This is a genomic window from Stenotrophomonas sp. YAU14D1_LEIMI4_1, from assembly GCF_003086815.1.
GTDB lineage: Bacteria > Pseudomonadota > Gammaproteobacteria > Xanthomonadales > Xanthomonadaceae > Stenotrophomonas.
On record NZ_CP025997.1, the window covers coordinates 201,702 to 214,769 of the forward strand.

At 67.9% G+C, this 13,068-nt stretch carries 10 protein-coding genes; 2 read left to right on the plus strand and 8 right to left on the minus strand.

Annotated features, from left to right (window positions below):
* Positions 1–20 precede the first annotated feature (20 nt).
* From C1932_RS00850 to C1932_RS00865, 4 genes are all read right to left on the minus strand, one after another.
* Entirely contained in the window at positions 21–383 is a 363-nt protein-coding gene (locus C1932_RS00850) for a glycine zipper 2TM domain-containing protein (RefSeq protein ID WP_108760899.1), read from the minus strand.
* 279 nt (positions 384–662) lie between these two features.
* On the minus strand, positions 663–2,660 hold the full coding sequence (locus C1932_RS00855) for an XVIPCD domain-containing protein (RefSeq protein ID WP_108760900.1): 1,998 nt from the start codon (positions 2,658–2,660) through the stop codon (positions 663–665).
* A gap of 104 nt (positions 2,661–2,764) precedes the next feature.
* Entirely contained in the window at positions 2,765–3,547 is a 783-nt protein-coding gene (locus C1932_RS00860) for a hypothetical protein (protein WP_108760901.1), read from the minus strand.
* A gap of 359 nt (positions 3,548–3,906) precedes the next feature.
* Positions 3,907–4,545, minus strand: a complete 639-nt coding sequence (locus C1932_RS00865) for a response regulator transcription factor (protein ID WP_108748073.1) — start codon at positions 4,543–4,545, stop codon at positions 3,907–3,909.
* 75 nt (positions 4,546–4,620) lie between these two features.
* Here C1932_RS00865 and C1932_RS00870 point away from each other — a divergent pair, with 75 nt between their 5' ends.
* Complete coding sequence (locus tag C1932_RS00870) at positions 4,621–8,232, plus strand: transporter substrate-binding domain-containing protein (RefSeq protein WP_108760902.1); 3,612 nt, start codon at positions 4,621–4,623, stop codon at positions 8,230–8,232.
* An 11-nt stretch (positions 8,233–8,243) separates the two neighbouring features.
* Here C1932_RS00870 and C1932_RS00875 read toward each other — a convergent pair whose 3' ends face one another.
* Positions 8,244–8,642: a c-type cytochrome gene (locus tag C1932_RS00875; RefSeq protein ID WP_108760903.1), complete on the minus strand. Its 399-nt coding sequence runs from the start codon at positions 8,640–8,642 to the stop codon at positions 8,244–8,246.
* A 64-nt stretch (positions 8,643–8,706) separates the two neighbouring features.
* Positions 8,707–10,383 carry an electron transfer flavoprotein-ubiquinone oxidoreductase gene (locus C1932_RS00880; RefSeq protein WP_108760904.1) on the minus strand — a complete coding sequence of 559 codons (1,677 nt, stop codon included), beginning with the start codon at positions 10,381–10,383 and terminating at the stop codon, positions 8,707–8,709.
* 315 nt (positions 10,384–10,698) lie between these two features.
* On the opposite strand from C1932_RS00880, the gene C1932_RS00885 reads away from it, so the two are divergent.
* The gene (locus C1932_RS00885) at positions 10,699–11,862 is read left to right on the plus strand and encodes an acyl-CoA dehydrogenase family protein (RefSeq protein ID WP_108760905.1); all 1,164 of its coding nucleotides are present in this window, start codon (positions 10,699–10,701) and stop codon (positions 11,860–11,862) included.
* A 163-nt stretch (positions 11,863–12,025) separates the two neighbouring features.
* On the opposite strand, the gene C1932_RS00890 is transcribed toward C1932_RS00885, so the two are convergent.
* Entirely contained in the window at positions 12,026–12,505 is a 480-nt protein-coding gene (locus C1932_RS00890) for a tRNA (cytidine(34)-2'-O)-methyltransferase (RefSeq protein WP_108751811.1), read from the minus strand.
* A gap of 69 nt (positions 12,506–12,574) precedes the next feature.
* Complete coding sequence (locus C1932_RS00895; protein WP_108760906.1) at positions 12,575–13,051, minus strand: hypothetical protein; 477 nt, start codon at positions 13,049–13,051, stop codon at positions 12,575–12,577.
* Between the last annotated feature and the right edge of the window lie 17 nt (positions 13,052–13,068).

Below are 13,068 nucleotides of genomic sequence, written 5' to 3' on the forward strand. Positions count from 1 at the left end.
CCGGGTGTTACCAAGGGTGCTTACCAGCCGCGGTGGCGACCGCGGTCGTGGCGGTAGCGGCGATCATCGTGGCGGTAGTAACGGCGGTCGTGGCCGCGGTCATGGCCGTAGCGACGGTCATAACGGCGGTCGTAGCGACGATCGTCGTGGCGATCCTTGGTCGTCAGGTTGCCGATGGCACCACCGGCCACGGCACCGCCCACGGTGGCGGTCGGGTCGCCGTTGGAGATCAGGTGACCGGCCACGCCGCCCACCACCGCACCGACCACGGTGCGCTTGTCCTTGCGTGACAGGGCGCTGGCATCGCCGACCACGGCCAAGCCGGCCAGCAGCGCCAGGGCGAGGCCGAGGCTGCGGAAGCTGAGTGAGGACGCATTGAACATGTTCGGGTCTCCAGTTGGGGGCATGCCACGCGTGGCAGGGAAGGCGCTTGGGCGCCGTGGCTGCCGCAGGTACCACGCTGGGCTTCGGACATTGCCGGAACATTGCGTGGGCCACCCGGTCGGCGTGCGCATTCATCTAGCGTCATGCGCCATGAAGCCCGCCTGAAAGCAGAAAGCTGAACAGCAGGGTCGGAGCCCGTCCGGCGGACGGGATCCGACCCCAGGGTCAGATCCCTTTCCGCAGGAAAGGGCTCTGACCCGAAGCCGGCACCACCGGCCTCAGTGCCCCATCGCGCGCTGGTTCTGGCGCACCTGTTCCTGCTGCTGATCGTCCTGCTGCTGCAGCACGTTCGGTGCGCCCTGCACGGCACCGCTGCTCAGGGCCACGCTCTGTTCGCTGGCGGCCTTGGCATCGACCGAGGCACGCACGGCGGCCGGGTCGCCCATCGCGCCCTGCACGGCAAACAGACGTTCACCGTTCATGCTGGGCACCACCGAATCGATGCGCTGCAGACCGGCGGCATGGGCGTCGCGGGTGAGCGTGGCGGCGGTGGCTTCCAGCGCGTGGCGGTCCTTGAACGTACCCGGCGGCAACTGCTCCAGACCGTGCACGGCCTGGTTGTACATCGGGTTGCGCGGGTGGCGTTCGTCGTTCAGCAGCGGACGTTCGCGCGCATCGTTGATGGCATCGAGCGTCTTCGGGCCGATGATGCCGTCCACGGCCAGGCCGTTGTCCTTCTGGAACTCACGCACGGCCGCTTCGGTGTTGCGGCCGAACTTGCCATCCTCGAACAGCGGCTTGCCGTCGGCGCCCACGTAGCCCAGGTGGCCCAGCTGTTCCTGCGCCTTGCGCACGCCTTCGCTGTGGTCGCCATTGCGGTGGATCTCGCTGCGCGCTGCGCTGGCGGTGGCCTGTGCGGGTGCTTCCTTGCCCTGTTCGTGCTGCTGGGTCTGGCTGCGGTTTTCCAGCAGGTCGCGCGCCTTGTGCAGCGGGTCGGAGGCGAACAGCTTCCAGTTCGGGTGGTTTTCCACCTGCTTCAGGTAGTCCTCCACCGGCATGGTGTGCACGCCCAGCTTGCCGGTGGACTGGCTGATCAGCAGCTTGTCGGTGTTGGGGTCGCGCACCACCATCACGATGTGGTCGATGCCGTTCCAGTGCTCGTGCTTGGTCTTGGCCGTGTCCAGGCCGATCACCATGCCTTCCTGCAGCGCGCCCGGCTTCAGGATGTCGTCGCGCTGCAGCAGCACGCCCGAATCCTTGTAGGCCTGCTGCACGATGCCCCCGGAACCGGCGAAGCCCAGCTTGATCTTGTCGGCATCGCCATAGACGGCGTGGCCGGCCTTCTGGTTGATCTCGTCCTGGGTCTTGTTCAGCATCGTGCCGACCCAGCCGGAGCAGTCCACGTAGCCCTGGTCAACGTTCTTGCCGGTGATGCCGTTGCCACGGTAGTACTGGCTGGAAGCGATGTTGATCGCGTACTTCACATCGTCGTACTTCACGCCGGCATCGTAGGCGGCGGTCAGGGCGATGCCCGGCTTGTCCTGGTTGGCAGCGGCGGCAGCCGACACGGTGGCGGCGGTGGGCGCCGGCACGGTCTGGGTCGGGCCCGCGGCGGCCTGCACCGGTGCACTGCGCGCCGGCGCATCGGCGCTGATGGCGGCGATGTTCTTTTCCGGAATGCTGATGCCGTCGTACTTGCGGTCGTAGTACTGGGCGAAGGTGCTGGCCAGGTCCTTGTCGTTCATCGTGCGCATTTCCGCACGGGTGTGGCCGGTCAGCGCTTCGATGTCGCTGCCGATCTGGCCCATGATGCGCGGGCGCATGTTGATCGGTTCGCCATGGCCATCACGCACCACGCCGAAGGTGCCGGTGGCGATGGCGGTCTGGATGGAGCCGTAACCGGCCGCACCCTGCTGGTGGGCCAGGTACAGGTCCAGGCCGGTGGGCGATGCTTCGCCGGACAGGTAGGGGTGGCCGGTACGCGCGTGGCGCTTTTCCATGTCGGCCAGGTTGCGCTGGAACATGTCCGCGGCCGCTTCGGTGTTGCGGGTCGGGTCGTACTCGTGGCCACTCAGGCCGTACTGGCGCGCCGACGACGGCAGGAACTGGAACAGCCCCTTGGCGTCGGTGCGGCTGTTGTGCGCGCGCTCGTCGAACTGACCGCCGGTCTCGATATGGGCAAAGCGCAGGAAGTCTTCGCTGGGAATGCCCTTGCGCTGGGCCACCTGTTCGATGATGTCGAGAACTTCCTGTCTGCTGTAGTCACGTTGTGCCATGACGTTTTCCTCTGGGGTTGATGGAGCGGCCTGTGCCGCGTTACGCCAACCGGACTCATCCGTGAGTCATCAACATGTCGGTCAACAGGTACTGCGTGTCAGGGTTACTGCGCGACGTAGGCCTTGCGGGCCGCGTCGTAGTGGTAGCGGCGCGCATCGCCGGCACCCAGTGCACGGGTCTGCCCCGGTGCATCGATGGTGGTGCCGGTGGCGGCCACGGTGATGGCCGGCAGGTCGCTGCCCGGCACGGCGCTGAAGCTGAGCGTGCCCTGGTTGCTGATGCACGGCATCACCGCGCCGTCGTCGCAGGCGGCCGAATTGTCTTCGCCGGTGTTCACCGTGCCGGCACTGGCCCAGACCTGGCCATCTTCGGACGTCTCGTAGTCCGGGTTGAACACCAGGATCTCGTAGCCTTCCACGCTGGTGCCGTTGCTGAAGCTGCGGGTGGGCACGGCCAGCACCAGCTTGCCAGCGGCGGTGCGGTGTTCGACCGGCTTGCGCTTGCCGTCCACGTCCGGGGCGGTGCCATAGGCGCCGATCGCACCGATCCACGGCTCGACGCCCTTCAACACCCAGGGGCGGTCGGGCTTGTCACCGCTCAGGGTGAAGGTGGCTTCGGACAGGGTGACACGGCTTTCCGGGCCCACGTCGTCTTCGCCGGGCTTGCCGAACTTCTGCGGCGTGTTCCACGCAAAGCCGGTGTAGTAACGGGTGCCGGCCACGTCGTAGCTGTGGCCGAACCAGAAGGTCGCCACGGCGCCATTGGCCACTTCGTAGGAGACGGCGCCGTCGCCATCCACCTGGTAGATGAAGTACAGCACGCTGCCGGCATCGGGCGGGGTGGCAACGGCGGCGGGGGTCGCGGCGGCGGTGGCGGAGCTCTGCATGGGGGCAACTTCCTGTCGTGGCGCGGCGGCGCCCTGGGGTGACGCGGTCGAGGTCGAGGGAGTGCAGGCGCTGGCCAGCAGCGAAACGGCCAGGCCAGCCAACGCCATGCGCAATCGCGGGCGGGCCGGAGCCGGGACGTATCGGGGGGAATGGGTCATGCGCCTCTCCATGGTGTGCGGGCGTCGGGCCGGATGGCCAACGCAGAATGCGCGCCGCCCGCAGTCGGGCAGCGTGGTGATGGGCCGGTCGATTCCTTCGACCTCGCATGGGAGAGCCCATCGGCGCGGATCATGGCACAGCTGTGGCGTCGATCACAGTGTCAGCACCGGGCGGCCACCGCGAAACCGTGAAGCAGTTCTCAAATTTTGCCGTCGCGCAGGTAGTCGAACAGCTCGGCGTCGCCCTTCAGCCCCAGCTTCAGCATGGCATCGCCTTTCTGCCGGCTGATGGTGCTGACGCTCTTGTGCAGCTGCAGCGAGATTTCCTTCACGGTCATGCCGGTGCCGAGCAGGCGCAGCACTTCCACTTCGCGCGGCGACAGCGGCTTGCCGTCGCCTTCGCGCATGCGCCAGCTGCCGGCCTCTTCCACGCGCTCGCGCAGGCTGCGGCTGATGTAGGACTGGCCGCGGTAGACCGCCTGGATCGCCTGCGGCAGCTCTTCCATGGACGAGCTCTTGTCCACCAGGCCGAGCACGCCGCTGTCCAGCACCATGCGCAGGATGGCCAGGTTGTTGGACACGCTGAGCAGCAGCACCGGCAGATCGGGGTAGCGACGGCGGATCATGCCGATCATCGCGAAGCCATCGGCCTGGGCGCTGCCGGGCATGGAATAGTCGGTGACCAGCAGGTCGCAGGGCTGGCTGGCCAGCAGTGCGATCAGGGCCTGGGCATTGTCGGCTTCGCCAACCACCCGGCCCACGCCGCTGGATTCGATGACCGCGCGGGTTCCGATGCGGACCACGGGGTGATCGTCTGCGATGATGATGCGCAAGGTCATGCTCTAGTATGGCCTTCGGGCAGTGCCGGCCGCGAGCAGCGCGGTACCCGGCGGGTTCAAGGGAGATCGTCGCAGATGCGGAACGGCGCTGTTCGTGGATGGGTCCTGTTGCTGGGCTTGCTGGGCTTGTCGCTGCTGGCCCAGGCCGAGCCCGGACCCTTGCCGCTCACCCCGTTGCAGCGCCAGTTCCTGGCCGCGCATCCGGTGGTGGTTGTCGGCCAGTATGACAGCGGCTGGCCGCCCTACGAGTTCCTGCAGGATGACCGGCCGGCCGGGCTGGGGCCAGATTACCTGTCGCTTCTGACCCGTCAACTGGGCAGCAAACTGGAGTTCCGTCGCTACCCGGACTGGAACGCAGTGCTGGATGCGGCGTGCCGTGGCGAGATCGATGTGGTGATGAACATCGCCCTGAGCGCCGAGCGCACCCGATGCATGGTCTACACCCGCGCCTACGCCGAAGCGCCGCTGGCGATGGTGGGCCGACCGGGTGATCTGCGCGCGTCCGAGGCGCCGGATCTGGACGGGCTGCGGGTGGTGATCGAGCAGGATTTCATGACCGCGCCGCAGGTGCGTGCCCGCTTCCCGCGTGCCCGACAGCTTGTCGCAAACAACACGCAAGCCGCGTTGGAAATGGTCAGAGACGACAAAGCCGACGTGTTCATCGGCAATGCCTATGTCGCCACCGAGCTGATCGCCCAGGAAAAACTGCAGGGCGTGGTGCTGCTGCGGCCCAGCGATCTACCGCCCGAGCGGCTGCATTTCGGTGTGCCCAACGGCAAGCAGCCGCTGGCCGAAGCGCTGGATGTGGCGCTGGCGGCCAGCAGCGCCTCGCAGCAGGAGGCGCTGTTACAGCGCTGGCTGCCGCCGCTGCAGTGGTCGGCATCGGCCCAGCTGGCCCTCAGCCAGGCCGAAAAGCGCGTGCTGCAGGAGCCGCTGAAGATCGGCTTCCCGCCCAATGCGGCGCCGCTGTCCTTCGCCGACGCGGGCGGCCAGCCCACGGGCCTGGCCGCCGAATACCTGCGCCTGCTGGTAAAGGCCGGCGCCAACCTGCAGATCGAACCCAGCCATGACTGGTTCGAAGTGCGGGCCAAGGCCAAGCGCGGCGAGGTGCAGGCGGTGATGGGCATTCCGCTGGATTCGCAGTACCTGGGGCCCGACTGGGTGTTCAGCCAGCCCTTCATCAGCGTGCCCAATGTGATCGTGACCGCGCAGGGCAGCCCGGTGCTGCTGGGGCTGGCCGACCTGCAGGGCAAGCGCGTGCTGCTGTCCGATCCCGAACGTGTGCGTGGCTATGTGCTGCAGCAGGCGCCGCAGGCCCGCATCATTCCCGCGCGCAGTGCCGAACAGGCGCTGCAGCGGCTGCTGGACGGTGATGCAGATGCGTACGTGGGCAACCTGGCGCTGGTTGACCACATGCTGCGCGACCGCTTCCCCGGCCGCCTGCAGATTGCCGCACCGGCAGGTTTCAACGACCAGTTGGCGCTGGCGGTGAACCACCGCCATGCCGCCCTGGCCACCACCTTCGACCGCCTGCTGCTGCAGATGACCCCGCGCGAACGCGAATCGCTGCGTGGCGACTGGCTGGCCGTGGAATACCGTCAGGGCGTGCACTGGGGCGGGTTGCTGCGCTGGATCATTCCGCTGCTGCTGGTGCTGCTGACCGCAGCCACCGTGCATGGCCTGGGCCACTGGCGCCTGCGCCGTGAAATGGCCGGGCGCCGCCACGTGGAGCAGCGCCTGGCCGAGGTGACCGACAACCTGCCGGCAATCGTCTACCAGGCCCGCCGCGCGGCCGACGGCACGCTCACCTTCCCGTTCATTGCCGGCGATGTGCAGGCGCTGTTCGGCATTACGCGGCAGCAGGCGATGGAGGAGACCGGGGCGTTGCTGGGCCGTATCGCGCCGGATGATCGTGCCGCGATCCTGCAGGCCACCGCGCAGGCCGCGCGTCACTTCGCTGCACTGTCGTTCGAATTCCGCGTGCTGACCGAAGATGACAGTCAGCGCTGGGTCCGCAGCCAGGCCCATCCGTATGCCGCCGAGGCCGGTGCGGTGACCTGGAGCGGCTACTGGGTGGATGTAAGCGAGGCGCGCGCGCAGGCCGATGCGCTGGCCGCGGCCAAGGTGGAAGCCGAGCAGGCGGCCGACGCCAAGTCGCGCTTCCTGGCCACGATGAGCCATGAGATCCGCACGCCCATGAGCGGCGTGCTGGGCATGCTGGAAGTGCTGTCCCATTCGCCGCTGGACCAGGAGCAGCAGCGCATCATCACGGTGATCGAGGATTCGGCGCAGATGCTGCGGCAGATTCTGGACGACATCCTGGATTACTCGCGCATGGAAGCGGGCGCGCTGCGCCTGGCGCCGGTGCCGATGCCGCTGCGCCCGCTGCTGGACAGCGTGTGCCGGTTGCTTTCGCCGCAGGCCACGGCCCGGGGCCTGGAGCTGCAGGTGGAAATCGACCCGCGCCTGGCCCAGGCACACGAGGTCGATGGTGTGCGCCTGCGGCAGATCGTCTTCAACCTGCTCAGCAACGCGATCAAGTTCACCCCCCAGGGCCATGTGCGCCTGCAGGTGGATGTGCTGGGTGCCACCGCCGAGGATGGCAGCCAGCCGCTGCGACTGACCGTGTCCGATACCGGCATTGGTATTGCCGAAGACCAGATTCCGCACCTGTTCGCGCCCTTCACCCAGGCCGGCGCCTACATCCAGCGCGAGCATGGCGGCACCGGGCTGGGGTTGAGCATCTGCCGCCGCTTGGTGCACAAGATGGGCGGTGAGCTGAGCCTGCACAGTGTGCTGGGCGAAGGCACGCGGGTGGACGTGGAGGTGGCGCTGGTGGAGGCGCGCGCCGAAGACGTGGCTGCGCTGCTGGCCGAGCAGGAACAGACCGCGCTGCTGCCGCCGGCGTTGCGGGCGGCGCGCGTGCTGGTGGTGGAAGACCACCCGACCAACCAGGCGATGATGGCCTGGCGCCTGCAGCAGCTGGGCGTGCCGCATGTGCTGGTCGACGACGGGCGGCAGGCCCTGGATCGGCTGGCGAAGGAACCGTTCGATCTGGTGATCACCGACTGCCGCATGCCGGTGATGGATGGCTTCGCCTTCGCCCGCCTGCTGCGCGAGCGTGAGAGCCGCAACGGCCAGCCGCGGCTGCCGGTGCTGGCGCTGACCGCGAGCGTGCTGGACGACGACGCACGGCGCTGCCGCGAGGCGGGCATGGACGATGTGCTGGCCAAGCCGTTGTCGCTGGCCACGCTGCGCCAGGCCTTGCTGCGCTGGCTGCCACAGGCGGCCGGGCTGGATGCGGCCGAGCTGGCCGCCGCCACCCATGCGCCGGGTGAGGTGGTGGATGCATCGCTGGCGCTGCCGGATCTGGCGGCGCTGCAGCAGCGCTTCGGTTCGCTGCAGGTGGCCACCCAGTTGCGCGACAGCCTGCTGGCCGCCACGACCCGCGACATGGCCGATCTGCACGCGGCGCTGCGCGACGGCGACCGCGCCCAGATGGTGCAGCACCTGCACCGCATGGCCGGTGCGCTGGGTGCGGTGGGCGCGCAGGGGCTGGCCGCGCGCGCCGGCGCCCTGGAAGAGCAACTGCAGCAGGGCGACGAGGCGCCCATGGGGCCGTTGCTGCAGCAGGTGAGCGAGTTCATGGCCCTGCTGCAACAGCAGCTGCAGCGGCTGGCTCAGTGAACGCAGTGCACCTACTGGGCATGCTCCTGCAGGTAGGCGATCACCAGGGCGCGCCGTTCCGGGCTGGGGAACGCGTTGTACATGCGCGTACCGGGCACCATATGGCTGGGTGACTGCAGGAAGGTGTCCAGGGTCTGCGCGCTCCACACGAAATCGGCGCGGCGCATGGCGTCGGAATAGCCGTAACCGGGCAGGCTGCCGGCACGCCGGCCGAGCACCCCATGCAGGTTGGGACCGAACCGATGGATGCCGCCGGCCTTCACCGTGTGGCAGCCGGCGCACAGTTCAAACGCGCGCTGCATGGCCTGCTGGCGCGCCCGTTCGGGGCTGGCCGGCGCGGCCGGCGGGCGCTGGCAGGCGGTGGCCGCCAGGGCCATGGCAAATACAACAGATAGAACGAGCGCGCGCATGGCCCCGCAGCATACCGGCCCCTGCGTGGACGCGGGCTGCGACACGCCGTCGCAGCCTGGGGAGTTACATGCCCGAGTAGTTGGGGCCGCCACCGCCCTGCGGGGTCACCCAGACGATGTTCTGGGTCGGGTCCTTGATGTCGCAGGTCTTGCAGTGCACGCAGTTCTGCGCGTTGATCTGCAGCCGCGCGTTGTCGGCTTCGCCAACGAACTCGTACACGCCGGCCGGGCAGTAGCGCGCCTCGGGGCCGGCGTATTCGGCCAGGTTCACCTTCACCGGAATGCTGGCGTCCTTCAGGGTCAGGTGGCTGGGCTGGTTTTCGTCGTGGTTGGTGCTGCTCAGGAACACCGAGCTGAGACGGTCGAAGGTCAGCACGCCATCGGGCTTGGGATAGGCAATGCGGGTGTGCTTGGATGCCGGTTCCAGGCAGGCATGGTCCGGGGTGCTGTGGCGCAGGGTCCACGGCGGGTTGCGCACGCCCAGCTTGGGCAGCAGCCACTGTTCCACCCCGGTCATCAGGGTGGCCACGGTCTGGCCCTTCTTGAACCACTGCTTGAAGTTCTTGGCCTGCTGCAGTTCGGTGAACAGCCAGCTGGCTTCGAACGCCTGCGGGTAGGCGCTCAGTTCGTCGTGCTGGCGGTCAGCCACCAGCGCATCGAAGGCGGCGTCGGCGCACAGCATGCCGGTCTTGATGGCCGCGTGGCTGCCCTTGATGCGGCTGACGTTGAGGTAGCCGGCCTCGCAGCCGACCAGCGCGCCGCCGGGGAACACCGTCTTCGGCAGTGACATCAGGCCACCGGCGGTGATGGCGCGCGCGCCGTAGCCGATGCGGGTGCCGCCTTCCAGGTGCTTGCGGATCTGCGGGTGGGTCTTGAAGCGCTGGAACTCTTCGAACGGGCTCAGCCACGGGTTCTTGTAGTCCAGGCCCACCACGTAGCCCACCGCCACCTTGCCGCCGTCGGCGTGGTACAGGAAGGCGCCGCCATAGGTGTCGTTGTCCAGCGGCCAGCCGGCGGCGTGCACCACCAGGCCCGGCTCATGCTTGGCCGGGTCGATCTGCCACAGCTCCTTGATGCCGATGCCGTAGGCCTGAGGGTCCTTGCCTTCATCCAGCTTGTAACGGGCGATCAGCTGGCGGCCGAGGTGGCCGCGCGCGCCTTCTCCGAAGATCGTGTACTTGGCATGCAGGGCCATGCCGCGCTCGAAGGCCGGACCGATGCTGCCGTCCTTTTCGATGCCCATGTCGCCGGTAGCCACGCCGATCACTTCACCGTTGTCGCCGTACAGCACTTCGGCAGCGGCGAAGCCGGGGAAGATCGCCACTTCCAGCGCCTCGGCCTGCTGTGCCAGCCAGCGGGTCACTTCGCCCAGGCTGATGATGTAGTTGCCTTCGTTGTGGAAGCATTCGGGCAGCAGCGCGTTGGGCGTGCTGCGCGAACCGGTCTCGCTGAGGAACAGGAATTCATCGCGGGTGACCTTCTGCTTCAGCGGTGCGCCGCGTTCGGCCCAGTCCGGGAACAGTTCGGTCAGTGCCCGCGGGTCCATCACCGCGCCGGACAGCACATGCGCGCCGGGCTCGGAGCCCTTTTCCAGCACGCACACCGACAGTTCACGGCCAGCTTCGATCGCGCGCTGGCGCAGGCGGATGGCGGTGGCCAGGCCGGCAGGACCGGCGCCGACGATCACCACGTCGAATTCCATTACTTCACGCGGGGGCAGGGCATTGGCTTCAGCGCTCATCGAATGCATGACTCGTGGGTAGTGCCGGCATCGGGGCCACCGGCGGTGCCTGGGAATCGCGCGTGCTGCCACGTGCGAAACGCTTGTTTGAATGTGTCAGGGTACCGGGCCGCGCGTGATCGAGCTAGATCGCCGATGTTCACGTCATGATTGCTGCGGTGCAGCGTAATCCGCGTGGCCGGGCAGGTGCCAACCCCGGTTGGCACAGTGTTTCACCGCCCGGCCCCGCTTCCGCGTGGACCAAGGTCCACAGCTACCAAACGCGATGCTTGCGGATGACCGACAATGGCCCGGTCCTGACTGCGCGTGAGTGCCATGGCTTTGCATCCGTACGATCTGTTCGATGTCCGTTCCCTGCTCAGCGAGGAAGAACGCGCGGTGCAGGACAGCGTGGCCCGTTTCACCAACGAACGGGTGCTGCCGATCATCGGCGATGCCTTCGACCAGGCGCGCTTTCCCGACGAACTGGTGCCGGAGATCGCCGCACTGGGCCTGCTGGGCGCGACGCTGCCGTCTGAGTATGGCGGTGGCGACCTGGGCGCGGTCAGTTACGGGCTGATCTGCCAGGAACTGGAACGCGGCGACTCGGGCCTGCGCAGTTTCGTTTCCGTGCAGAGCTCGCTGTGCATGTACCCCATCTACGCCTACGGCAGCGAGGAACAGCGGCGGCAGTGGCTGCCGGCGATGGCCCGTGGCGAGCTGATCGGTTGCTTCGGCCTGACCGAAGCGCATGGCGGTTCGGACCCGGCCGCGATGAAGACCCGCGCGGTCCGCGACGGCGGCGACTGGCGCATCAGCGGCAGCAAGATGTGGATCACCAGCGGCCCGGTGGCCGACCTGGCCATCGTCTGGGCGCAGACCGAGGACGGCATCCAGGGCTTCGTGCTGGAAAAGGGCATGGCCGGTTTCACCAGCCAGGAAATCAAGCACAAGATGAGCCTGCGCGCCTCGCTGACCGGTGCGCTGTACTTCGACGACGTGCGCGTGCCCGACAGCCACCGCCTGCCCAACGTGAAGGGGCTGAAGGGGCCGCTGGGCTGCCTGACCCAGGCCCGCTTCGGCATCAGCTGGGGCCCGATCGGTTCGGCCATTGCCTGTCTGGACGAAGCGCTGGGCTATGCCAAGGAACGGGTGCTGTTTGGCCGGCCGTTGGCCGCCACCCAGAGCGCGCAGATCAAGCTGGCCGAAATGGCCCGCCGCATCACCACCGCACAGCTGCTGGCATTGCAGCTGGGGCGCCTGAAGGAAGCTGGCCAGCTGCAGCCGCAGCAGGTCAGCCTGGCCAAGTGGAACAACTGCCGCATGGCGATTGATATCGCCCGCGAATGCCGCGACCTGCTGGGCGGGGCCGGCATCACCACCGAACACGTGGCGATCCGCCATGCGTTGAACCTGGAATCGGTGATTACCTATGAAGGCACCGAGACCGTGCACCAGCTGGTGATTGGTCGCGAGCTGACGGGTATCAACGCGTTCTGACCGTCATCCACGCATGGCGTGGATCTACCGGGTAGGTGCCGACCTTGGTGATAGGTGCCAACCTTGGTTGGCACAGACTCTCCGCGAGCGACCAAGCATTGGTGCGGACCAAGTTCCGCACCCACCAGGGGCGGTCCGTACCCACCACAATCGGTCTGCCGCGTCACGCGCCGCCGGCAAATCCGTGCTGGCGCCAGGCTTCGTACATCAGTACGGCCACGGTGTTGGACAGGTTGAGGCTGCGGTTGCCCGGCTGCATCGGCAGGCGCAGGCGCTGGCCGTCGGGCAGGGCGTCGAGCACATCCTGCGGCAGGCCACGGCTTTCGGGGCCGAACAGGAACGCATCGCCGTCCTCAAACGCCACGCTGTCGTAGCGCACGCTGGCCCGGGTACTGAGTGCGAACAACCGTTTCGGCGCGATGCGCGCCAGCGCGGTGTCCAGGTCGGGGTGCACCTGCAGGCGCGAATACTCGTGGTAGTCCAGCCCGGCGCGCTTGAGCTGCTTGTCTTCCAGTGCGAACCCGAGCGGTTCGACCAGGTGCAGCTGCGCGCCGGTGTTGGCACAGAGCCGGATCACGTTGCCCGTGTTGGGCGGGATTTCCGGTTGGAACAGGATCACGTGGAACTGGGGCGCGGCATTCATCGGTGCAGTGTACCTGCCACCACTGCCGCCTCTACGGCGCACGCCCTGCGCGGGGCAGGGCGGCACCGGTTACGGGCGCAGCAGCACCTGGGCGGTTTCGCTGGCCAGGGCCTGCAGATCGGCGGCGCTGGGGCGAACCTGCAGGGTCGGCAGGTTGGTGATCACCTGGCTGGCCACCGAGGTGGCAGCGGCAGCCAGGGTGGCGGCGTAGCGCTGTGCTTCCTGTTCGGCGGCCAGGGCGACGCGCTGTTCCAGGCTGGGGCGCACTTCGACGGCGGCCAGGGTGGTGATCGGCATTGCAGCGGCGACCGGGGCAGCCACGTAGCCGTTGCGTTCGGCCAGCTGGTCCGCACTGGGGCGCACCTGCACTGCTGCCAGCGTGGGGATGCCGCTGGCCTGTTCCCAGGCCTGCTGGGCCAGCTGGTCGGCGGCCGGGCGCACCTGCACGGTGTCCAGGGTCTTGATGGATTCGGAGGCCTGCACCGACGAAACAACCGCGGTGCCGGCGATCAGGGCGATGGCGATGGCAATGGTCTTGGCGTTCATGACGGGGCCTGTTTAGT

What these genes read in the sequence shown, in the direction of transcription:
- C1932_RS00855 (WP_108760900.1), bottom strand. Translation starts at nt 2,660, where the DNA reads ATGGCACAACGTGACTACAGCAGACAGGAAGTTCTCGACATCATCGAA.
- C1932_RS00860 (WP_108760901.1), bottom strand. Translation starts at nt 3,547, where the DNA reads ATGCAGAGCTCCGCCACCGCCGCCGCGACCCCCGCCGCCGTTGCCACC.
- C1932_RS00865 (WP_108748073.1), bottom strand. Translation starts at nt 4,545, where the DNA reads ATGACCTTGCGCATCATCATCGCAGACGATCACCCCGTGGTCCGCATC.
- C1932_RS00870 (WP_108760902.1), top strand. Translation starts at nt 4,621, where the DNA reads ATGCGGAACGGCGCTGTTCGTGGATGGGTCCTGTTGCTGGGCTTGCTG.
- C1932_RS00875 (WP_108760903.1), bottom strand. Translation starts at nt 8,642, where the DNA reads ATGCGCGCGCTCGTTCTATCTGTTGTATTTGCCATGGCCCTGGCGGCC.
- C1932_RS00885 (WP_108760905.1), top strand. Translation starts at nt 10,699, where the DNA reads ATGGCTTTGCATCCGTACGATCTGTTCGATGTCCGTTCCCTGCTCAGC.
- C1932_RS00880 (WP_108760904.1), bottom strand. Translation starts at nt 10,383, where the DNA reads ATGAGCGCTGAAGCCAATGCCCTGCCCCCGCGTGAAGTAATGGAATTC.
- C1932_RS00850 (WP_108760899.1), bottom strand. Translation starts at nt 383, where the DNA reads ATGTTCAATGCGTCCTCACTCAGCTTCCGCAGCCTCGGCCTCGCCCTG.
- C1932_RS00895 (WP_108760906.1), bottom strand. Translation starts at nt 13,051, where the DNA reads ATGAACGCCAAGACCATTGCCATCGCCATCGCCCTGATCGCCGGCACC.
- C1932_RS00890 (WP_108751811.1), bottom strand. Translation starts at nt 12,505, where the DNA reads ATGAATGCCGCGCCCCAGTTCCACGTGATCCTGTTCCAACCGGAAATC.